Origin of the sequence: Colwellia sp. Arc7-D (assembly GCF_003061515.1) — a bacterium.
Lineage (GTDB): Bacteria > Pseudomonadota > Gammaproteobacteria > Enterobacterales > Alteromonadaceae > Cognaticolwellia.
Genome location: NZ_CP028924.1, coordinates 1,974,171 through 1,996,953, shown reverse-complemented (window position 1 = coordinate 1,996,953; position 22,783 = coordinate 1,974,171). Strand labels below are relative to the sequence as shown.

The window sequence follows — 22,783 nt, the reverse complement described above, 5'->3', positions numbered from 1 at the left end:
GTAATTATGGAATTAGGTGCTCTTCGAGGAGTCTTTGGCATTTTCGCACTATTAGCATTAGCGTTTTTTTTATCTAAAGACCGCAGTGCAATAAATTGGCGAACAGTAGGCTTTGCCTTTGCTTTACAAATTATACTTGGTGCCTTTGTACTTTACGTGCCATTTGGTAAAGACGTATTAGGCTCTATAACTAATGGCGTGCAGCAAGTTATTAATAGTGCTCAAGCAGGAATAAACTTTTTATTCGGCGGTTTAGGTACTGATGCTATGTTTGACAATGGTGTTGGATTCGTCTTTGCAATTCGTGTACTGCCCGTTATTATCTTTTTCTCATCGCTTATCGCTGTGCTTTACTACCTTAATATAATGCAATGGGTGGTTAGAATTATTGGCGGCGGTTTACAAAAATTGTTAAAAACTTCAAAACCTGAATCACTTTCTGCCACGGCTAATATTTTTGTTGGCCAAACTGAAGCCCCTTTAGTTATTCGCCCTTACATTTCAAAAATGAGTCAGTCAGAACTCTTTGCTATTATGGTGGGTGGTTTAGCCTCTGTTGCTGGTTCTATTTTGGCTGGTTATGCCGGATTAGGCGTTAAACTTGAATATTTGATTGCCGCTTCATTTATGGCCGCACCTGGTGGCTTGTTAATGGCGAAATTACTTATGCCCGAAACAGAAGAAATTAATAACGATTATAGCGATGTTGAATTAGCCGAAGCGGGTGACAAACCTGCCAATGTTATAGATGCAGCAGCAACAGGCGCAGCATCAGGCCTTAAGCTTGCTGTTAACGTTGGCGCTATGTTGCTGGCATTTATAGCTATTATTGCTTTACTTAACTCTATGGTTTCTGGCTTTGGTAGTCTATTAGGTTTTGAAGGGATTACTATTGAGTGGTTGCTTGGCTATATATTTGCACCATTTGCTTTCTTAATTGGTGTGCCTTTTGAAGAAATGTTGCAAGCAGGCAGCTTTATCGGACAAAAAGTTGTCGTCAATGAGTTCTTTGCTTATGTAAATTTTGTTGAGATTAAAGATACACTTTCGCCAACAACTCAAGCGATTGTAACTTTTGCTTTATGTGGTTTTGCTAACCTATCTTCCATTGCTATTTTACTGGGTGGTATTGGTTCAATGGCACCCAATCGCCGACCTGACATTGCACGTTTAGGCATGAAAGCTATGCTAGCAGCCACTATGGCTAACTTAATGAGTGCAGCTATTGCGGGTGTATTCGTTAGTTTGTAGCAAACATAGTTAACATTAAAACCTAAAAGCCTAGCTTTCTTAGCTAGGCTTTTATTCCCTTCAAAGTACAGAGACATGCCATGAGTACTATAGAAAGTTACGCACAACGTGCATTACATATGATAGATTTAACCAGCTTAACGGATATAGAAACCTCAGCTGATATAATTCAACTTTGTAAAGCAGCAAAGTCTGCTTGTGGTAACACAGCCGCTATTTGTATATTCCCCCGTTTTGTTCCTTTAGCTAAAAAAACATTAGCCGCACAAGGCACACCTGAGATAAAAATAGCTACAGTTACTAATTTCCCGCACGGCAACGACGATATTGAAATAGCCGTTGCCGAAACAAAAGCAGCTGTAGCCTACGGTGCAGATGAAGTAGATGTAGTATTTCCTTATAGAGCATTAATAAACCAAAATGACAGCATAGGTTATGATCTGGTAAAAGCATGTAAGAAAGCCTGTGGAAAAAGTAAACTGAAAGTAATAATTGAAACGGGTGAGCTTAAAACAGACAAGCTTATTATAAAAGCCAGTGAAATTTGTATTGCAGCAGGTGCTGACTTTATTAAAACATCGACTGGAAAAGTAGCAATAAATGCGACACCAAAAGCAGCTGAATTAATGCTAAACGTCATTAAAAACAAAAACCCTCAGGTGGGATTCAAACCCGCAGGTGGAGTTAAAAATGCTGAAGATGCAGCAATCTATCTTGATTTAGCAGGCAATATTTTAGGTGAAGATTGGGCAACTAAAGATAACTTTCGTTTTGGCGCCAGCAGTTTATTGACTAACCTTCTTAATACATTGGGTGCGAGTGATAAAGTCGCTAATCCAACAAGTTATTAATACTATATTTTAAGTAAATACAGTAATTAAGCAAACAACCATAATTAGGACATTATTGATCAATGGCGCAATTATACTTTTATTATTCAACCATGAATGCCGGTAAATCGACCCACCTATTACAGTCGTCTTATAATTATCAAGAACGCGGCTTAAACACTTTATTGTTTACTGCACAAATAGACGATAGATTTGCCAAGGGCAAAGTTTCATCAAGATTAGGTATTCAAGCTGACGCCCTGCTTTTTGATGACAAAACCGACATATTTAACCAAGTCAAACAGCAAATTAGTGAACGTAAAATTGCCTGTATATTAATAGACGAAGCTCAGTTTTTAACAAAACTACAGGTTAAAGAGCTAACCGATATTGTTGATGAATTAAAAGTTCCTGTATTGGCTTATGGCATACGAACAGATTTTCTTGGTGAAACCTTTAATGGTAGTGCTGCGCTATTAGCTTGGGCTGATAAATTAGTCGAATTAAAAACTATTTGTCATTGTGGAAAAAAAGCCAATTTTGTTATGCGCTGTGATGAGAATGGCCAAGCAGTTAAAGGTGGAGAACAAATTGAAGTTGGTGGTAATGAGCGATACGAATCACTGTGTCGTAAACACTTCAAAGCACTTGTTTGGAATTCTTCAATTTAATTCGTTTTTAGCACATTAAAAAAAAGGAATGCATTAGCATTCCTTTTAATCTTTCTATATTTATATACACCTGCTTTTACATTAATATTACAAATATATTAACTTGTAGATGTAACTTACCTACCCACTTTTAATGGCCTTTAATAAGCACTTCAACTCTGCGATTATTATATCGACCAATTTCTGTTTTATTGCTATCAATGGGTTTAAGTTCTCCATGACCCATTATTGTGAAAGCAGATTCAGGTAAATTAGTGGCCTGCATTAAAGCTTCAGCAACGGCGCGTGCTCTTGACTCAGACAGAGGCTGATTTAATGTCTGCTTTCCGCGCCAGTCAGTATGCCCTTCTAAAGTAATATTAACTTCTTTATAAAGGCGTAATTGAGCTGCTATATCATCAATTTGTAGTTTAAATTTATCTCCAATAACCGTTGAATTATTATCAAACTGAATAATCACTTTTTGTGCGACTGGGCAACCTTGTTCATTCACGACCAGTCCTTTTGATGTGTCTGGACATTTATCTAATTTATTCAGTACACCGTCAGCATCTACATCTTGGTTCCTTACTGGAGCAACCACAGGAATGGGTTCAGATATCACCTCAGGTCGAGGAGTTGGCTTAGTCATAGCTGTCGATTTTCTGGCGTTACTGTCACCGAAAAATCGGCTAATACTTAACCCCAAGAAAAACGCGTCTTTATCATAACTGTCGACTTCTAACCTTGTCATCCAGTTATCACTAAAGCGCCATTGAATACCTGCACCAATGACAAATTGGGTACTATTAAGTTGCTCGTGGTATTGCTCAAGATTACTGCTAGAGTCTATCTTCGAAATACCAGCTCTGATAAAAGCGTTCCATTGTGCTTCAACCGGTTTGAGCCAATAACCTGCCTGTAAAGCCACTCCAGAATAATCTACTTTTAAGGTATCTTGAAGATTGGGGTTACGGTTGCTTAATAGCGCTTCACCTAAGTCTGTGTAGCTTAGCTCAGCAAACCAGTGCTCATTAAAAGCATAGCCACCATAAAGTTTGAAGGCGGTATCTTTGTCATCAAACGTTTTCCAACCAGTATTGTTTTCGTTAGGGTCAAGATAAGACATCCCAAGCCCGCCAGAAAGATACCAGCAGCTTTCATCTTCAAGGCCTTGACAGTTGTCTTTAGCTTGGCCAGATACACTTATCGATACTAATAAAGCTAATGCCATAAATTGGCGCTTCCTACTCAGTGCTACCATTAAGAACAATCCTCCTAAAATTAATAACCCACTACTACCCGCACCTTTTAATGTTGACTCCACTTGACGAGGTTCTTGCAGGCTGTCATTAATACCGTCATTGTTGAAGTCTCCATTTTCTTGGCTGTCAGGTACGCCATCACCATCACTATCAATATCTTTATAGTCTGGGATTCCATCACCATCAGTGTCTACATTACCTTCAGTAGCATCGTTTATTCCGTCTCCATCACTATCAATGTCTCTAAAGTTAGGCACTCCATCTCCATCTATATCTAGTAAATCAAGTGAATTGTCATCAATGCCATCACCATTTGCATCTGTTCCAAGGGTAAAGTCTACATCTATAGCATCATCGATACCGTCGTTATCACTGTCAACTCCACTTAGTACAATAAGCACCTGCTCTTGGCTATCTTTGATACCATCACCATCAGAATCTAGATCAAGATAATCAGGAATACCGTCATTATCGGTATCTATGATAGTAAAAACATCATCAATACCATCACCATCGCTATCTATACCACCTGTTACATCTACATCAAATGCATCATCGATACCATCAGCGTCTGAATCCATTCCTGTCGGTAGTGGCCTATTAGTTTCAAATGAATCAGGTAAGCCATCGTTATCACTATCAACATCTAAATAGTCTGGAATACCATCTCCATCACTATCGCCTACACCTTCTACAACATCAGATATACCATCGTTATCATCATCTTTATCAATATGCGATGGTATACCATCCCCATCAGGATCGATTCCTGGGCTGGTACCACGCCCTCCAGGGTTAGCGTCGTAACTGTCATAAATACCATCACCGTCAATATCATCTGTGGGGTCAATCATGCCGTCATTATTTATATCTAAACCAGCTCCTGGTGTGCCCACAATGTCGAAGATGCCATCGTTATCACTGTCTAAATCACGATAATCAGAGATACCATCGCCATCTGTATCAATCGGATCTGTGATCAACACACTAGTATCATCAGCAAAACCATCACCATTGTCGTCAACAACACCGGCTTCTTGAGTATCAAGTAAGCCATCGTTATCGCTGTCTAGATCATGCATATCAATAATGCCGTCACCATCAGTATCGGTTAAGTTAACGCTATCATCTATACCGTCATTGTTAGCATCCATACCACCAGTAAAGTCGATATCGAATGCATCATCAATTCCATCCATGTCAACATCTTGTCCACTAATATCACTTTCGACACTGTCGCTGATACCATCATTATCACTATCTTGGTCTAAATAATCGGCTAACCCGTCACCATCGGTGTCTGTAAATATAAGCGTTGCATCATCAATGCCATCACCGTCAGCATCAAAACCACCCGTTGCATCTACATCGAACGCATCATCTATACCATCACCATCAGTATCAACACCACCCGTAGCATCTACATCATATTGGTCCTCAATACCATCGCCATCAGTATCAACTATGTTTAATTGCGATTCGACTACATCTGGAACACCTTCATTATCGCTATCTAAATCGATATAATCTGCAATACCATCATTGTCAGTATCAGTTGGTACTATATCGTCATCAATACCATCACCGTTTGCATCTTGGCCACCCGTTTGATCAACATCAAAGCTATCATCAATGCCATCACCATCGGTATCGAGACCGCTATTGCCCGCTTCAAAACCATCAACAATGCCATCGTTATCTGAATCGGTATCAAGATAATTAGGAATTCCATCCATATCATCATCACCTGTACCTTCAACAATATCTGGAATGCCATCGCCATCTTCATCTAGGCTAGTGTCTAAGTAGTCAGGCGTACCATCGCCATCACTATCTCCTGATCCTTCAACAGCATCGCTAATACCATCACCATCAGAGTCACCATCTAAATAGTCAGGAATACCATCGCCATCAGTATCACCATTCCCCTCGTCTGCATCGTTGATGCCATCACCATCAGAGTCACCGTCTAAATAGTCAGGAATACCATCACCATCAGAATCACCATTACCTTCTTCAGCATCACTAATACCGTCACCGTCAGAGTCTTGATCTAGATAATCAGGAATACCATCGCCATCAGCATCACCATTACCTTCATCTGCATCACTAATACCGTCGCCGTCAGAATCTAGGTCTAGATAATCAGGAATACCATCGCCATCACTGTCAACATTACCTTCATCTGCATCACTGATACCATCACCATCGGAATCAAGGTCTAAATAATTAGGGATTCCATCACCATCATTATCGCTATTTCCTTCCAATGTATCACTGATACCATCGCCGTCAGAATCTAGGTCTAAGTAATCAGGTATTCCATCACTATCTGAGTCAATCGCTCCTTCTGAAGCATCATTAATGCCATCACCATCAGAATCTAGGTCTAGATAGTTAGGGATACCATCACCATCCATGTCACCATTACCTTCTACAACATCAGGAATACCATCTCCATCAGTGTCTACATCACTGTCTTGGAAGTCTGGTCTGCCATCTTCATCACTATCAGGTAAAGCAATATTGTCATCGACACCATCGTTATTAGCATCAGTACCACCGGTTTCATCAACATCAAAGGCGTCATCTATACCATCATTATCGCTGTCCATACCCGTAGCGCCAGATTCAACACCGTCATCAATACCGTCACCATCGCTATCTGAGTCAAGATAGTCTGGAATACCATCCATATCAGTATCATTGTTACCTTCTAATGTGTCAGGTAAACCATCATTATCACTATCTGGGTCCAGGTAATCAGGTATACCATCTGAATCAGTATCTACAGGAATAAAATCATCATCTATGCCATCAGAGTTAGTATCGGTGCCGCCAGTTTCATCTACATCAATACTGTCATCAATGCCATCACCGTCAGTGTCATTGCCACTTAGGCCTGCTTCAACGCCATCATTTAAACCATCATTATCACTATCGTTATCTAAATGATCTGCAATACCATCACCGTCTGAGTCTAGTGCGTATGGGCTGGTGTTATCATCCATTCCATCACCATCAAGATCAACACCACCTGTTTGGTTCACATCAAAAGCATCATCAATACCATCACCATCGGTATCAATGCCAGTCGCTCCAGTTTCAATCACATCAGGTAAACCGTCATTATCACTATCTGGGTCTTGAAAATCTGGAATGCCATCATTATCAGTATCAATAGGCATAACATCATCATCAATGCCATCACCATTGGCATCTACTCCGCCAGTTTGGTCAACGTCAAAATAGTCATCAATACCATCACCATCAGTGTCAATACCTAATGCCCCAGACTCAATTGCATCTGAGATACCGTCATTATCACTGTCGAGATCCTGAAAGTCGGGAGAAGTGTCAGCATCATTATTTGGAGGCGTAGCATTGTCATCTATACCATCACCATTTATATCTGAACCGCCAGTAATATCAACGTCAAAAGCATCATCAATACCGTCCATATCAGAATCGACATTTAAAGCTCCTGACTCCCAATAATCAGGTATACCATCGCCATCACTATCGACATCAATATAATCAGGTGCTAAATCGCCATCGGTATTCGCTGGTGCAACATTATCATCAACACCATCACCATTAGCATCAACGCCACCTGTTTCGTCTACATCAATAGCATCATCAATACCGTCATTGTCGCTATCAATACCAGTAGCCACTGACTCATTAGCATCTGAAATATTATCGCCATCTGAATCAGTATCTAAATAGTCTGGTATACCGTCACCATCACTATCAGTAATACCTGTAGCAGGGTTATTGTCAGCATCTAGATTAGCGTCTTCATTGACTGTCGCTATGCCATCGTTATCGTCATCAGGATCAATTGCATCAATCATCCCATCGGAATCGCTATCGTTAGGGTTATTAACATCACCGACTTCTGTGCCATCAGGAATGCCGTCTTTATCACTATCATTGCTGGTAGGATCAAGCCCTAATGCAATTTCATCTTCATCACTTATGCCATCATTGTCTTGATCATAAATAACTTCAACAGCTGTTGCGTTAGTATCATTCCCAGTAGAATCTTGAGCCGCCGCTAACAGTAAACCTATATCAACGTTACCAGCACCATCAGGTGTAACCTCAACCGTGTAAGTGTTGCCATCAATTACTGTGAAGTTAGCTAATGTGGCGTTATTAAAGATGATATCGCTTAAGTCAAAGTTTAAAACATCTTCACTAAACTCAAAGGTCAGTACAAAAGAATCATTATTATTGATGGTCACAGGAGCATTTAAAATAGAAACAATAGGCTGGTCTTCATCTTTGTTAGCAGATTCTTGCACTGCATTACCGACATTACCAAATGAATCCGTTTGACTAGCATCAGCAACAATTACGTCTGCGCCATCTGCTATAGCACTAACATCAAACGTTGAACTCCAAGTTCCATCTGGATTACAGGCTACCGATTGGGTACTAGGGGTAGCACCAACAATATTCACCGTCACATTACCGTCACCTATAGTACATGTTCCGTTTACAGGATAACTCGTTCTGTTAACAATATTACCATCTACTAAAGTGTTGATAGCAATAACAGGAAGAGTGCTGTCTTTATCACTTGTTTGGTTTGCTGTACTAGTTGTGTTTCCTGAAGCATCTGTTTGGCTGGCGTTAACTACAATGCTATCTGCACCATCGGCAATGGCACTTACATCGAAAGTCGCCGTCCAAGTACCATCAGGATTACAGACAACACTCTGACTAGCTGGACTCGCACCAGGCAACATTACAGCAACATTACCATCGCCAATACTACAGGTTCCGCTTACAGGGTAAGTAGCAACATTAGCTGCATTTACTTCAACTAAGGGGTCAACCGTAACTACAGGTACAGATGTGTCTTTATCAGCGGTTAATTGTGTAGCGCTATCGGTATTACCAGAATTGTCAGTTTGCATTGCATTTGCAACAACGACATTGTCGCCATCTGCAATGGAGCTTACATTAAAAGTCGCCGTCCATGTACCAGCTGCAGTACAAGTTACCGCTTGAGAACTCGGTGTTGCGCCAACAATCGAAACAGTCACATCACCATCATTTATCGTACAAGTTCCGGTTACACCATATGCCGATGAATTGGTTGCATTTGCATCATTTAAAGCGTTAATCACTACATTGGGTGCAACTACATCTTTATCCGCTGTTACTTGTGTCGCACTGCCACTGTTACCCGAGGCATCTGTTTGCATTGCATCAGCAATAATGGCATTGCTGCCATCAGCAATGGCACTTACATCAAAAGTTGCAGTCCAAGTACCAGCTGCAGTACATGTTACAGCTTGATTCGCTGGTGTTGCACCAGCAACAAATACCGTAACATTGCCATCACCAATAGAACAACTGCCCGTTATTGGATATGCACTTGAATTAGATGCGTTGGCATCATTTAATGTATTAATAGCAACTGTAGGTGCTACGATATCTTTATTTGCTTTTACCTGAGTAGCATTACCAGTATTACCCGCAGTATCTGTTTGGCTTGCATCTGCGGAAATAACATCAGTACCATCAGCGATCGCACTGACATCAAATGTTGCGTTCCACGTACCAGTTCCAGAACAGCTTACTGTTTGACTAGCAGGTGTAGCTCCAGCAATTGCAACGGTGACTAGACCATCTCCAGTTGTACATGTACCGCTTACAGGGTAAGAACCTGCATTGGTTGCATTAACATTAGGGGCGCTACTTATAGCAACAATAGGTGCTAAAGTTTCTATAGTGTAGTTTGGTGAACTGGCAGAGCTCCCAGAGTTTGAATCTAAATCTTGATACCCAGAACCAACATCTATGGTATTTGTTGCATCTTCTATATCTTCAGTTGGAGTAAATGTTGCAGTATAAATAGTAGGGTCAGATGGATCTACGATAAAGTTGCTCAAAACACCATTTGGTGACGTAACATCGCTAACATCAAATCCTACAACTTCTTCATTAAAACTAAAAGTTACTAAAGCAGTTTCACCTGCAATTAAGTCAGTGTCATCAAGCGTAACCGCAACTGTTGGAGGAACAGCTGTAACAGTTATATCTATAGTTTCGTCAGTAGTTAATGAGTCAGCCGAAGTGAATACAGTGTCAGTACCACGAACCGTTACAGCCCCTGTCAATGTAGAAGTACCAACGGGTGTTAGCGCTTGGCCTGCTTTGAAAGATTGTACAAAAACTTTTGAATCACCAGGTGCATTTTTTATTGCATAATCACCCTCTAATGCCGATAAGTCTGCTAAATGGTTGTTACTATTATCTGCAGAAATTAACTCCCATGTTTGTGTGCCCTGATTAGATAATTCATAGCAAATATAACCAGTTTCTCCCTGAACAAAGCTTAAATTGTCAACTTGATCTGAACAAGTATTATTTTTACTTACCCAAATATCATAGGTTGCAGACGAGTAATCAATATCGATACAAACTTCACGAATAGAACCGACATCTTGACTAAAAGCGTCATTAACAAAAATATTCCATGTACCTATAGGTGTACCTACCAAGTTTGTTAATGAATCTAGAGGTAAAACATTACCTGCGATTGCGGGAACAGCAACTAAATCCGTTGGTGTAAACACAAATGGACTACCAGTACCCCCAGTGCCAGTAACTGCAGCAGATCTTGTTGTTGCAGCTGAATTACATACGGTGTCATCACCACCAGGATCATCAACTAGAATAGGGCCAGCTACTGCATCATCCCTAAAGTTGACATTATAATCTGCCCGCTACAATTTGAGGGACTCCCTAAAGTAAATAACTGAATATTACTCCCGCCAGGTGTCGTTAGGTTAGCTTGAAGATCTCCTGCATATTCATGAATGATTTTAAATGAAACTTGATTAACAGCATCCATAGTGGTTGCCGTATCACCTACAGGAAAAATAGCACTTATATTAGTATTCCCATCATCAATTATATCCCATTCACCCGCTTGCGAAGGAACTGTACAAAACTCAATGGCATTTGTATAAAAGGGAGAGCAAACTAATGCGATACTTAGAAATGTTTTTAACTTACTGGGATTAGATTTTAACTTGGGGAAACCTTTAATACTTGTTTGACTCATGACTACTCCATTTAATCATTAGAAATATTTATTCTACAAACATAAATTTAATATTAGTAAAGGATTTTAAAATCACAAATTAAATTTTAATTAAATTGTAACCCAGAGATTTACATGGAATTCAGGTGGTTATGTTTAATATTCCAGGTTGCTTATACTCAATGCGGAATAAGGAATAAGGAATAAGGAATAAGGAATAACAGCCATTTTAGTGCGATAAATTGACAAATGTATCTATTTTAAAAAATAGTAAATAGTGTCAAAAAATAGAATTATTGACTGTTTATGAGCGACGTATTTATAGATGAATATTTATAGATGAATAGTGATAGATGAATAGTGATAGATAGGTAATTATAGATAGAGAGTTATCTGCACATACGAAAAAGTGAGAGCTTGTATCAAAGATTTGTAGGCAGATAATTAAACGATAAAGTATATATGAGGCTTAAGTACTGATTTACCGTTCTCTTAATAAAGTAACTAATAAAGCGCTTGTACCAACAAGAAACAAACTAACATACAGATGAAAGTAATAAATAAAGGGGCTTAGCCCCTCATAAAAATTAGGTTAGCTTACTGAAACTCATCTTATAAGCTAACCATTCAAGCGAAAAAATGCATTAATACCTACATAGCTTAATTCGATTTTATAGATTTTTGCTTGGTCGATATGCGATAAAAAGCAAAAAACAATATTACCGCTATTTGAGCAAAAGCCCCCTGCCAAGTAGAACCCACGCCAATCCAAGGTAAATCAACATGCATTGGCAATGCAGAAATACTGATCACAGCGGCCTCTTGTAACGCGGTAATAGCTTTACCCATTAAGATAAACGCTAAAGCGAGTAATAAATAAGTCGTCATAGAGAAGAAACGCGCAATAGGTAACTTAATTGAATACTTTAATATCGCCCAAGCAACTATGGCTAAAATAACAACCCCAGTAATAAAGCCTGAAACCGCAACTGAATATTGCTCTGGCGATGCTTGTGTTAATAGTGATTGATAAAATAAAACTGTTTCAAACACTTCACGATACACGGCAATAAAGGCAAGTAACGTTAATCCCCATAGCGTGCCAGCTCGTAATTGCGTACTGATATGTTTTTGAATATATGCCTGCCATTGTTCGGCATTAGTTTTACTGTGCATCCATATACCTACATATAACAGCATAATCGCTGCAAGTAATGCCGCAACACCTTCCATCATTTCTCGGCTAGCACCACTAATGTCGATAATCGACTGCGCTACTGCCCATGTAGCTACGCCTGCTATTAACGCTAAAACCCAACCAGCATGAACATATTTAAGGGCATCACGTCTATTGGTTCTAATAAGTACGGTCATTAGCGCAATAACAACTAATAATGCTTCAAGCCCTTCTCGTAGCAAAATAACTAAACTCGCAGAAAACAATGCGCCACTCGATAAAGCAGCCCCAGTTAATAATTTCTCGGCTTCATCTAACTGAGTAAATATCTCCGCAGATAATTGCATTAACTGTTTTTCTTCGCCTGGTGAGTTGATAACTTGCCTTAAGTTAATAAGGTTAACTTCAATTTGTTTCCGTAAAACTTCATCTCTCGCGTCTAAGCTATTTTCAATTAACTCAAAGCCATCAAGATAAGCGCTAACCGCAAGCGTATTGGCTTTTGTAAATTCATTACCTTTATAAGCATCAATAGCAGCGATTAATTGACTTTTAGTGATTTCGATTGGGTTTTGTTGTTGATTAAACAACAATGAAGGCGACGCTCTGTATGCGTCAATATAATCAGCATCGATATTATTATCAGCATTAATTAATTGCGTAGGATTAAAGTTTATCCAATTTTGCAGATCAATTTCTTGTGCTGTTTTAGTTGAAGGTTTAGAGGAATTGAAAGCAAGACCACCGACATAAAATGCTAATGACCAACGTTGCTGCTCTTTTAGCTGAGTAAAAGCTGGCATAGCGGTATCGTCTAAGCCATTAGAAATTGCATCAAATAAGCCTAATAAGGATCTATTGACCGCACGTTCTTTATCGGTAAAGTTTGTTGGCTCTGGCGATAAACCTTTTGCTAATAAACCATCACCTTTACCCATAACACCATGACAACTAACACAGTTCTCTTGAAATAAAGTTTGTGTATCTTTTTCAGGTAATAATCTACTTGGTAGAGGTGACTCAGGTAAAATTGCCAATAATTGACCTCGAATTCCAGCACTTATTAGGCGTATATCACTCACTGACATCTTGTCTTTAATCGCCTGTTCTAATGCCACTGACTGGCTGTATATTGCCGCTTTATGATCAGAACCAACTTGACTAGAAACTCGGTCAATAATCATGGCTGAGAACTCAAGCATTTCTTGATATTCACCGGCATTAACGACCTCTCCATTTTCAACAGCATCGGCATAATCAACACCAATATATTCTGCCAACTGAGCTAGTTGTCGAAGTTGAGCTGTATCATTAGTTTGTGCAGATACCGGTAAAGAAAATAGATTTATCGACAAAAAAATCACAGTTATTATGCTGAGTATTTTTTGCTTAACTTTGTTAGTAGAACGATATGGATAACAAAAGTGGGTAGAGCTTTTATTCATCTGAAATAACCTTAACAACATTGCGTAATGATAACTATTATCAATTGTAAGCTAAATATTCACGAATGTAATTAATTAAATGTTGTTAAAATGTAAAACATCTAATTTAGGGTTTTTGACGAGTTTGAATCATAATAAAGGAAGGTATTTAAACAATAACTAGCAACATTAATTGGCTATTTAGGCCATAAGAATTGCTGAATATTCGTTTGATAATGTGGGAGTATAATGACTATCAATATGATAATGCTAAGCCTGATTATAAAATTTTAAGCAGGTATAGCATTATCAAAGGTTGCCTTGCTGTATTGAAAGTTAATACATGTAAACGATTGAATCAGTAGAGTAAATAAACCAATAGCTATTATTTCACAACAACAGTTCCGCTATACATTTTCATTTGGCAATGAAAAGCATATTCACCTTTATCCATAGCAGGTAACTCTACTACCAAGGATTTATTCAAAGGTAAATCTGCACTAATGTCTAAATCAGGAAAAATCACTGTGGCTGCACATGGACTTGCATCTTTACGGATAAAGTTAATGCGCAAAGCTTTATTCTCAGGCGATGAAATATAAGCAGGCTGATAAACTCCAGCATCAACCACTACGGTTATTTCACTGTTATCATTTTCAACACTCACTTCAGTTGATTTAGGTTTATAAAGCCAAAACCACCAAATAATTAAAATGATTAATCCTAAACCCATCAAATTGATTATTAACATGCTATCTCCTTTTAATTAGTGTTCTTGTGGCTTAAATAAACGTAAACGGTTGGCATTGCTCACCACGGTTAATGATGAAAATGCCATTGCTGCACCGGCCACAACCGGGTTTAACATCAGACCAAAAAATGGATATAAAATACCTGCAGCAAAAGGCACCCCTGCTACGTTATAAATAAAGGCACCAAACAGGTTTTGTTTAATATTGCTCAGTGTTGCTTTACTTATCGCTATTGCATCTGCAAGGCCATGTAATGAACCTCGCATCAAGGTTATATCAGCACTTTCAATAGCCACATCTGTTCCTGTTCCGATGGCAAAGCCAACATTAGATAGCGCTAAAGCAGGAGCGTCATTAATACCATCGCCTGTCATACCCACTATTTCGCCTTGCGCTTGTAGCTCAGCAACCTTGTTCGCTTTATCATCCGGCATTACTTCTGCAAAAACTTCTTTTATGCCGACCTGCTTTGCCACGGCATTTGCTGTCGCCCTATTATCGCCGGTAAGCATAACGACACGAATACCACTTGCCTGAAGCCTTTTAATCGCAGCAATAGAGTCTTTTTTAATTGGATCTGAAACCGCAATTATTGCCACAAGCTTATGATCGACAGCTAAATACATTGGTGTTTTAGCGTTGTCAGCAAGCTGTTGTGCTTTAGTAACAAAACCATTTAACGCGATACCATTTTTTAGCATCAGCTTTTGATTACCAAAAAGTAATTGTTGACCGTTTAATTTGGCTTCAACACCATGACCGACAATAGCCTGAAAGTCTGTCGTATTTTCAAGGACAATATCTTTCGCTAATGCTGAATCAACAATAGCTTGTGCAAGCGGATGCTCAGAGCCACTTTCAATACTGCCAGCAAAACTTAAAATTTGTTGTTCGGTATAGTTTTCGTCTGCAACAATAATATCGGTTACTTTCGGCGCGCCTTCAGTAATTGTGCCTGTTTTATCTAATATCATTGCGGTAATTTTTGATGCGGTTTGCAATGCTTCACCGTTACGAATTAATACACCAGCTTCAGCAGCTTTGCCAACACCAACCATAACCGACATAGGTGTTGCTAAGCCTAATGCACACGGGCAGGCTATGATTAAAACGGTGGTTGCCGATACCACAGCAAAAGCGATCACAGGATCAGGACCAAAGTTAAGCCACACTAATGCGCTTACGATTGAAATTATCATCACAACCGGCACAAAGTAGGCTGAAATCACATCGGCTAACCGACCAATAGGCGGCTTAGAGTTTTGTGCTCTTTTCACCATATTGATGATCTGTGCTATTGCCGTATCTTTGCCTACTCTTGTTGCTTTAAATAAAATTGACCCTGACTTATTTAACGTACCTGCGACAATGTCATCGCCTTCATTTTTTTCAACCGGCATAGGTTCGCCCGTTAACATCGACTCATCAATCGATGTGCGGCCTTGTGTTACCACACCATCTACAGGGACTTTTTCACCTGGCCTAACTCTCACAATGTCATTAATTAATACTTGCTCGATAGCGATATCAATATCTTTATTGTCACGCAAAACTCGAGCAGTTTTAGCCTGTAAGCCGATTAAACGTTTTATCGCTTCGCTTGTTTTCCCTCTTGCTTTTACTTCAAGCGCTAAACCTAGGTTGATTAAACCGATAATCATAGCTGTTGCTTCAAAATAAACATGGCGTGCCATCTCAGGTAAAGCCAAAGGAAAGAAAACCACAATCATCGAATATATCCACGCAGTACCTGTGCCTAAGGCAATTAAGGTATCCATATTTGCTGTGTGGTTTACTAATGATTTCCATGCACCAATGTAGAAATGTTTACCGGCAAAATACATAATGGCAGCGCATAATATGCCAATAAATAACCAAACGCCGCGCTCGGTTGTTGTTTCAACGGTCATCGGCCCACCAAATAAGCCATACACCATAAGCGGAACACCTAAGCCTAAAGCAATCCACATTTTCTTCATTAAACTGCTGTAGTACTTTTGGTCAGCCGCTTCTTTTTCATCAAGTAGTTCATCATCGCTACTGTCACTTACGCTTTTAGCGTTATAGCCAATAGCTTCAATCGCTTTTATTAATACTTTGGGCTCAACAGCACCAGTAACTGTCACCGTTCGTAAAGCAAAATTCATTTCTGCACTTTCGACTCCAGCGGTATTAGTTAATGCCTGCTCTATTTTACCTACGCAGCTTGCACACCCCGCCCCTTCAATAATTAAATCTTGGCTAGGTTCAATAGATTTATTCATTGTCATCTCCTTTGCTGTCTTCATATTGTCCTTCCCCCTCAATAAGGTGGCATATCATATGTCCGGTTGGTGCTTTGTCAGGTTTACGCTGCCAATCGTTAATAGCGTTTCTCAACTTTTCTCGTAATTGAAATGCCGCTTGAAACTGTTTCTCGGTTTCAGCTAGGTGGTGTTCAATAATTTCTCGCACTAATGGACAAGCTGAATGGCCTTTATCTGATTCAATTAAAATACTTTTTATCTCTGTAACAGAGAAATTTAATTGCCGCGCACTTAAAATAAACTTGAGCCTGTTCTGGGCACTTTTTCCATAATTTTTATAACCATTAGTTGGACTTTTACTAGGCGTAATAAACCCAATTTTAGTGTAGTAGCGCACAGTATCCGATGTGGTATTCATCGCATTCGCTAATGCTGTTACTCTCATGACATAAATCCTCTATCGGTAAAGAAAATATAATGTTTTCTTAAAACTAAACAGACTTTACACCTGTGTCTTACACACAGGTCAAGCAAATAATGTCAATAAATATTGAATCCAAGCTATTCGGCTTCAGGCCTACTTGTAGTCAACATTCATTAATCTGGAACTTGAGAAAGCGAAGATTTATGTATACAAACAATGCCGTCTTTAGCATATACAGCAAGTAAACCTTGGTCTTCAAATGCAACATGTCCAGGTTGTAAAACAGCTTCAAACGCGATTGTTTCTATATGCGTGGCCGTCCATAGCGTTTGATCAAGTTTAATTAATAACCCCATATGCCCGAAGCACTTTACCTTTTCATCAATGTCACTTATCGGCATTTTAAAATCCAAAATTCGCTCAGAAACCTCAGTTCTAGGCCAATAAGAAGCATTAATTTGAGGACGTGCATCGCTATAGTATTTTTCAGCATTTCCAAAAAAGCATTGTAATAATTTGGCTGACTCTAAATGCACTTTTATCATCAAGGTGGTTAGCGTTTCATTCGCAGATAGTGCAAGTTGGCTTTGTAATATAATGTCACCACAGTCAAAATCTTTAGTTACTTTTTGAAGTGAAATACCCGAAAATTCAGGGTGTTTTATTAAATAAGGTAAAGGTGTTGGGCCTCTGCCTGCTGGTAATAATGTAGGATGAATATTAATTGCATATTTAACATTTGTTATAGGTAATAAATAAGAGTATTCAGCAATAATAAACATCTCAGCGCCAAGGGTAATTAATTGCTTTAATTCACTCTCGCTAGGTTTATGACTATGCAAAGGAATACAATTATTCGCACATACGTTATCTATAATAGATGAATTACGTGCAGAACTATTTTTATACACTCGTAATATGTCATGGCCTTCAGACAGTAAATACTTTAAACAAGAGGAGAATAAATTATTCCCAAAATAAACAATTTTCATAAGCAGATTTCAACGTATTGGTATAAAGTAAAATTATTGAATAATGAAGATATTACTTTTATTAAAGCCATTGCTATTAAACAATTACCGTCATCAATTTATACATTTTCGAGCTCGTTCCTACGCTTTAGTTCACTAAGCAAGCTTAGTTTGACCAGTGAATATGTATGATTTTCCATTGTCCTGCTTGTTTATGTAACATCATAGTTTCCAGCCCTACGCTATTAATGTTTTTGCCTTTATATTGACCAGAAGACTTGCGTTTTGACATGGCGTAAGCAAAGTCGCCAATAACGTCTATTGTTTGATCAACGACTTCAGTGTTTATATCCGCTAAAAACTTCATATCTGCCAGCATGTGATGTTGAGCATATTCATCAGCTGATTTTTCAACGCCGCCGCCTTCAAAAATAATTACGTCATCAGCTAATAAAGCCCTAGCAGTAAACGTATCTGCTGACTTAAGCGCATGATGAAACTTAGCAATAGTTTCACCGGCATCATCCTTTAGTCGTGAAGTGTTAACTATTACCTTGTCCTCCAACAACTCATAACCTGAAGAGTTGTTTTTTATTGAATTAATGGCAGTAACTGTATCTTCATGTTTACCGTTATTGTGTGCGTGCAAATTAACACTCAATATTGTGCTACACACCAGACTGGTAATTAAGAATATTTTATTTATCTTCATTTGTTATTTACCTCTATCATTTCAATTCTTGTGTTTATTCAATTGCAGTAAGTATCTGATATTGTTCAGGTGTTAAAGTAGGTAGTTGCTTTATAAATGCCACCATAGCCCAAATGCGCTGATCGTCATGAGTTTTACCCCAAGCAGGCATGCCAGATGCTTTAATACCGTGTTTAATGACCCAAAAATTTTTTCGATCAATAGCAATCTCATCACTCGGTTTACTTTTTACTTTTACATTAGTGGCTACTGTTAAGTTAGGTGGTGCTGGATATAACCCTAAACTCATATCACTTTCATATTGTCCTGACTTTAAATGACAACTAGCGCACATAAATTCGTAATCAACAGCACCTAAAAGTAATAAGTCAGGATTGGTTAAATCAGGAACCGCAATATGCTGTGCGGCTTTATTTATCGACGTCTGTCTTGTTTCATCTAAAAGCCAATACACTAATTCGCCATGAGGCTCATCAGCTGCCACATTAACAATACCTGAATAGATCACAGTGGTTGTAAACCCAATACCTAAAACAATTAATATCAGCATTAACTTAAACACTTTCATCTTACTTCCTTCAATTTTATAGTGACTTAGCGCCTAAACTCACACTAAGTCACTTTGTGCTTCTTTAATGATTATCGTGTTCTATTTTCTTTATATCCTTATCTTTAACATCTTCCATTTTGCTACAGTCTGCTTTTTCGGTTTTCTTTACATGTAAACTTGTATTATGTGCTTTAACTGATATGGATAGAGTCATTACTGGAATTCATACCAGTGTCACTTTACTTAAAGCTTTAATGATTCTTTTCGTCATGCTTGTTGCTCTCGTTATAATTAAGATTTTATAAATCTTTATCATATTGATAGCTTCATTCTTCTGTTGCTACATGCTTTATCGATGATGAACGCCATAAATAAAACAATGCAGGTAAAACAAGTAAGGTTAATATCACCGCACTCATCATGCCTCCCACCATAGGTGCAGCTATTCTACTCATCACTTCAGATCCCGTGCCTGTACCATACAAAATAGGTAACAAGCCAACAATAATAGCGGCAGCTGTCATCATAACTGGACGAACACGCATGCCAGCACCATGTAAAACAGCTTGAAATAAATCTTCTTTTGTCGTGGTAATTTCTTTTAAGCGATGTTCGTCTAACATGGCTTGATAAGCTTGGTTTAAATACACCAACATAATAACGCCAATTTCAACCGCTACCCCTGCAAGTGCAATAAAACCAACCCCCACTGCCACTGAGAAGTTAAAACCTTCTAGGTACATCAACCAAATACTACCCACCATAGCCAATGGTAACGTGCCCATGATCATGGCTACTTCAATTACATTTCTAAAGTTTAGATAAAGTAAAATCACAATAATGAATAAAGTTAATGGCACAACGTAAGCTAATTTAGCCTTGGCTCGCTGCATGTATTCGTATTGTCCTGCCCAAGTCACGGAATAACCTGCAGGTAGTACTAATTGATCTGCCACTACTTTTTGCGCCGCTTCAACATAAGTACCGACATCTACACCTTCAATATCAACATAGGCCCAACCATTTAATCGAGCATTTTCAGATTTTATCCCCGGAGGACCATCTTCTATATAAATATCAGCAACATCACCTAAAGCAATACGTTGTCCGTTTGGCGTAACAATCGGCAACAATGATAACTGTTCGGGCGAATTACGATAATCTTGTGGGTAACGCACATTAACCGGGTAACGCTCTAAACGCTCAACCGTTTGAGTAACATTCATACCACCAATAGCTGTTGCTACAACTTGCTGAATTTCAGCAATATTTAAGCCAAAGCGAGCTGCTTTTGCTCGTTGAATATCGACTTTGATATATCGGCCACCCGCTACTCGCTCGGAGTAAACCGATGTTGTACCCGGTACGTCTTTTAAAATAACTTCTAGCTGCTGACCTATTTCTTGAATAACCGATAAATCAGGTCCCGCAACTTTAATACCTACCGGTGTTTTAATACCCGTTGCAAGCATATCAATACGAGTTTTTATCGGCATAACCCAAGCATTAGTTACCCCTGGAAGTTTGACTAAAGCGTCAAGTTCATTTTTCAAACTTTCTGGTGTTACACCTTCTCGCCATTGGTCTTTAGGCTTAAACTGAATAAAGGTTTCTATCATGGTGAGTGGCGCAGGATCTGTTGCCGTTTCTGCGCGACCAACTTTACCAAATACCGTTTTAACTTCGGGCACTGTTTTAATCAATTTGTCAGTTTGTTGCAGAAGTTGGCGAGCTTGACCTATTGAAATTCCGGGATAAGTTGTAGGCATATACATTAAATCGCCTTCATCAAGCGGAGGTATAAACTCGCTACCTATTTTATCAATTGGATAGATACCAATACCCAATACAATTAATGCCGCTAATAATGTCACTTTAGGAAAATGCAAAACGGTTTTAAGCGCAGGCATATAAATAAAGGTTAAAAACCTATTTACTGGATTTTTATGTTCAGGGAGCACCTTGCCACGAATAAAGTAACCCATTAATACTGGTACAAGTGTAATAGCCAATGCCGCTGAGGCCGCCATTGCATAAGTTTTGGTAAAAGCTAATGGGGAAAACATTCGCCCTTCTTGCGCTTCTAGGGTAAATACCGGTACAAAACTTACGGTAATAATAAGTAAACTGAAGAATAAAGCTGGGCCAACTTCACTGGCCGAATCAGCCACTACTTGCCAACGATTTTCTTTTGTTAATGGGGTCTTTTCCATGTGCTTATGCATGTTTTCTATCATAACAATAGCACCATCTATCATCGCACCAATCGCAATGGCAATACCTCCTAAGGACATTATATTGGCATTTAGACCTTGCATATGCATGATGATAAATGCCGTTAAAATACCAACCGGTAAACTTATAATAGCGACAAGAGATGAGCGCACATGAAATAAGAAGATAATACACACTAAGGCGACTACGCCAAATTCTTCTAGTAACTTAAATGCTAAGTTATCAACTGCTCGTTCGATAAGTGCAGAACGATCATAAACCGGCACAATTTCAACACCAGCTGGTAAGCCTTTTTTAAGCTTTTCAAGCTTTGCTTTAACGCCATTAATAACTTGTTGTGCATTCTCGCCAAAGCGCATGACAACAATACCACCAACTGTTTCGCCTTCGCCATTAAGCTCAGCTATACCTCTGCGCATTTGTGGACCTGTACCAATATCTGCTACATTTTTTAGTAGTAAAGGTGTGCCATTTTTATTCACACCAAGTGGAATATTTTCGAGATCGTCAACGCCTTTAATATAACCTGTAGCCCTAACCATATATTCGGCTTCAGCCATTTCAACCACTGAGGCGCCAATTTCTTGGTTACCCTGTTTTATTGCGGTTTGGATCAGCGAAAGCGGAATGCCATAAGCACGTAACTTTTCTGGATCAACTTTTACTTGATATTGTTTAACCATACCGCCTAGTGCAGTAACCTCAGAAACACCTGGAACGGTTTGTAATTCAAACTTTAAAAACCAGTCTTGAATGCTGCGAAGTTGGCTTAAATCATGTTGCCCTGTTGGATCAGTGAGCGCATATAAATAAACCCAGCCTACGCCTGTTGCATCCGGTCCTAGCTGTGGTCGGGCCTCACTAGGTAAATTGGGAGCTACTTGGCTTAAATACTCAAGTACTCTTGAACGCGCCCAATATAGATCAGTGTCCTCATCGAATATAACGTAAACATAAGAGTCGCCAAAAAACGAATAACCGCGAACAGTCACTGCCCCAGGCACTGACAACATAGCAGTCGTCATCGGGTAAGTAACTTGGTCTTCCACTACTTGTGGCGCTTGCCCCGGATAACTGGTTTTAATAATAACCTGCACATCAGATAAATCAGGCAGTGCATCAATCGGGGTTTTGCTCACCGAATATAAGCCGACACCCACTAGCAGTATTGTGGCTAATAAGACAAAAAATCGATTGCCTATTGACCATCGAATAATAGAAGTAATCATA

The 22,783-nt window shown here is 39.0% G+C and carries 13 protein-coding genes; 3 read left to right on the top strand and 10 right to left on the bottom strand.

Annotated elements, in window-relative coordinates; genetic code table 11:
- Positions 1-6 precede the first annotated feature (6 nt).
- The 3 genes from DBO93_RS08755 (at position 7) to DBO93_RS08745 (ending at position 2,752) form a co-directional block, all read left to right on the top strand.
- Entirely contained in the window at positions 7-1,251 is a 1,245-nt protein-coding gene (locus tag DBO93_RS08755) for a NupC/NupG family nucleoside CNT transporter (RefSeq protein WP_108456000.1), read from the top strand.
- A gap of 80 nt (positions 1,252-1,331) precedes the next feature.
- Positions 1,332-2,102, top strand: a complete 771-nt coding sequence (deoC, locus tag DBO93_RS08750) for a deoxyribose-phosphate aldolase (RefSeq protein WP_108455999.1) — start codon at positions 1,332-1,334, stop codon at positions 2,100-2,102.
- 62 nt (positions 2,103-2,164) lie between these two features.
- Positions 2,165-2,752 (top strand): thymidine kinase, encoded by a 588-nt coding sequence (locus DBO93_RS08745; protein WP_108455998.1) that lies wholly within the window; start codon positions 2,165-2,167, stop codon positions 2,750-2,752.
- 130 nt (positions 2,753-2,882) lie between these two features.
- Here the strand turns inward: DBO93_RS08745 and DBO93_RS08740 are convergent, their stop codons facing one another.
- The 10 genes from DBO93_RS08740 to DBO93_RS08695 all read right to left on the bottom strand — a co-directional run bounded on the left by DBO93_RS08740 (position 2,883) and on the right by DBO93_RS08695 (position 22,782).
- A complete protein-coding gene (locus DBO93_RS08740) occupies positions 2,883-10,592 on the bottom strand; it encodes an Ig-like domain-containing protein (RefSeq protein WP_108455997.1) in 7,710 nt (2,569 codons plus the stop codon).
- 110 nt (positions 10,593-10,702) lie between these two features.
- Positions 10,703-11,083 carry a hypothetical protein gene (locus DBO93_RS08735; RefSeq protein ID WP_108455996.1) on the bottom strand — a complete coding sequence of 127 codons (381 nt, stop codon included), beginning with the start codon at positions 11,081-11,083 and terminating at the stop codon, positions 10,703-10,705.
- A 639-nt stretch (positions 11,084-11,722) separates the two neighbouring features.
- Entirely contained in the window at positions 11,723-13,684 is a 1,962-nt protein-coding gene (locus DBO93_RS08730; RefSeq protein ID WP_108455995.1) for a cytochrome c/FTR1 family iron permease, read from the bottom strand.
- Between the two features lie 364 nt (positions 13,685-14,048).
- The gene (locus DBO93_RS08725) at positions 14,049-14,414 is read right to left on the bottom strand and encodes a cupredoxin domain-containing protein (protein WP_108455994.1); all 366 of its coding nucleotides are present in this window, start codon (positions 14,412-14,414) and stop codon (positions 14,049-14,051) included.
- A gap of 15 nt (positions 14,415-14,429) precedes the next feature.
- On the bottom strand, positions 14,430-16,679 hold the full coding sequence (locus tag DBO93_RS08720; RefSeq protein WP_108455993.1) for a heavy metal translocating P-type ATPase: 2,250 nt from the start codon (positions 16,677-16,679) through the stop codon (positions 14,430-14,432).
- Positions 16,672-17,106: a MerR family DNA-binding protein gene (locus DBO93_RS08715; RefSeq protein WP_108455992.1), complete on the bottom strand. Its 435-nt coding sequence runs from the start codon at positions 17,104-17,106 to the stop codon at positions 16,672-16,674. The genes DBO93_RS08720 and DBO93_RS08715 overlap by 8 nt, the downstream gene beginning before the upstream one ends.
- Positions 17,107-17,258: 152 nt before the next feature.
- The gene (locus DBO93_RS08710; protein ID WP_108455991.1) at positions 17,259-18,077 is read right to left on the bottom strand and encodes a formyltransferase family protein; all 819 of its coding nucleotides are present in this window, start codon (positions 18,075-18,077) and stop codon (positions 17,259-17,261) included.
- 145 nt (positions 18,078-18,222) lie between these two features.
- Entirely contained in the window at positions 18,223-18,768 is a 546-nt protein-coding gene (locus DBO93_RS08705) for a nuclear transport factor 2 family protein (RefSeq protein ID WP_108455990.1), read from the bottom strand.
- Positions 18,769-18,802: 34 nt separating this feature from the next.
- A complete protein-coding gene (locus tag DBO93_RS08700; RefSeq protein ID WP_108455989.1) occupies positions 18,803-19,336 on the bottom strand; it encodes a cytochrome c in 534 nt (177 codons plus the stop codon).
- 308 nt (positions 19,337-19,644) lie between these two features.
- Positions 19,645-22,782 carry an efflux RND transporter permease subunit gene (locus DBO93_RS08695; protein ID WP_108455988.1) on the bottom strand — a complete coding sequence of 1,046 codons (3,138 nt, stop codon included), beginning with the start codon at positions 22,780-22,782 and terminating at the stop codon, positions 19,645-19,647.
- Position 22,783: the final 1 nt, after the last annotated feature.

Excerpts from the sequence above, each read along its gene's own strand:
- DBO93_RS08710 (WP_108455991.1), bottom strand. The coding sequence starts at position 18,077 with ATGAAAATTGTTTATTTTGGGAATAATTTATTCTCCTCTTGTTTAAAG.
- DBO93_RS08715 (WP_108455992.1), bottom strand. The coding sequence starts at position 17,106 with ATGAGAGTAACAGCATTAGCGAATGCGATGAATACCACATCGGATACT.
- DBO93_RS08705 (WP_108455990.1), bottom strand. The coding sequence starts at position 18,768 with ATGAAGATAAATAAAATATTCTTAATTACCAGTCTGGTGTGTAGCACA.
- DBO93_RS08730 (WP_108455995.1), bottom strand. The coding sequence starts at position 13,684 with ATGAATAAAAGCTCTACCCACTTTTGTTATCCATATCGTTCTACTAAC.
- DBO93_RS08745 (WP_108455998.1), top strand. The coding sequence starts at position 2,165 with ATGGCGCAATTATACTTTTATTATTCAACCATGAATGCCGGTAAATCG.
- DBO93_RS08695 (WP_108455988.1), bottom strand. The coding sequence starts at position 22,782 with ATGATTACTTCTATTATTCGATGGTCAATAGGCAATCGATTTTTTGTC.
- deoC (WP_108455999.1), top strand. The coding sequence starts at position 1,332 with ATGAGTACTATAGAAAGTTACGCACAACGTGCATTACATATGATAGAT.
- DBO93_RS08755 (WP_108456000.1), top strand. The coding sequence starts at position 7 with ATGGAATTAGGTGCTCTTCGAGGAGTCTTTGGCATTTTCGCACTATTA.
- DBO93_RS08735 (WP_108455996.1), bottom strand. The coding sequence starts at position 11,083 with ATGAGTCAAACAAGTATTAAAGGTTTCCCCAAGTTAAAATCTAATCCC.
- DBO93_RS08720 (WP_108455993.1), bottom strand. The coding sequence starts at position 16,679 with ATGAATAAATCTATTGAACCTAGCCAAGATTTAATTATTGAAGGGGCG.
- DBO93_RS08725 (WP_108455994.1), bottom strand. The coding sequence starts at position 14,414 with ATGTTAATAATCAATTTGATGGGTTTAGGATTAATCATTTTAATTATT.
- DBO93_RS08700 (WP_108455989.1), bottom strand. The coding sequence starts at position 19,336 with ATGAAAGTGTTTAAGTTAATGCTGATATTAATTGTTTTAGGTATTGGG.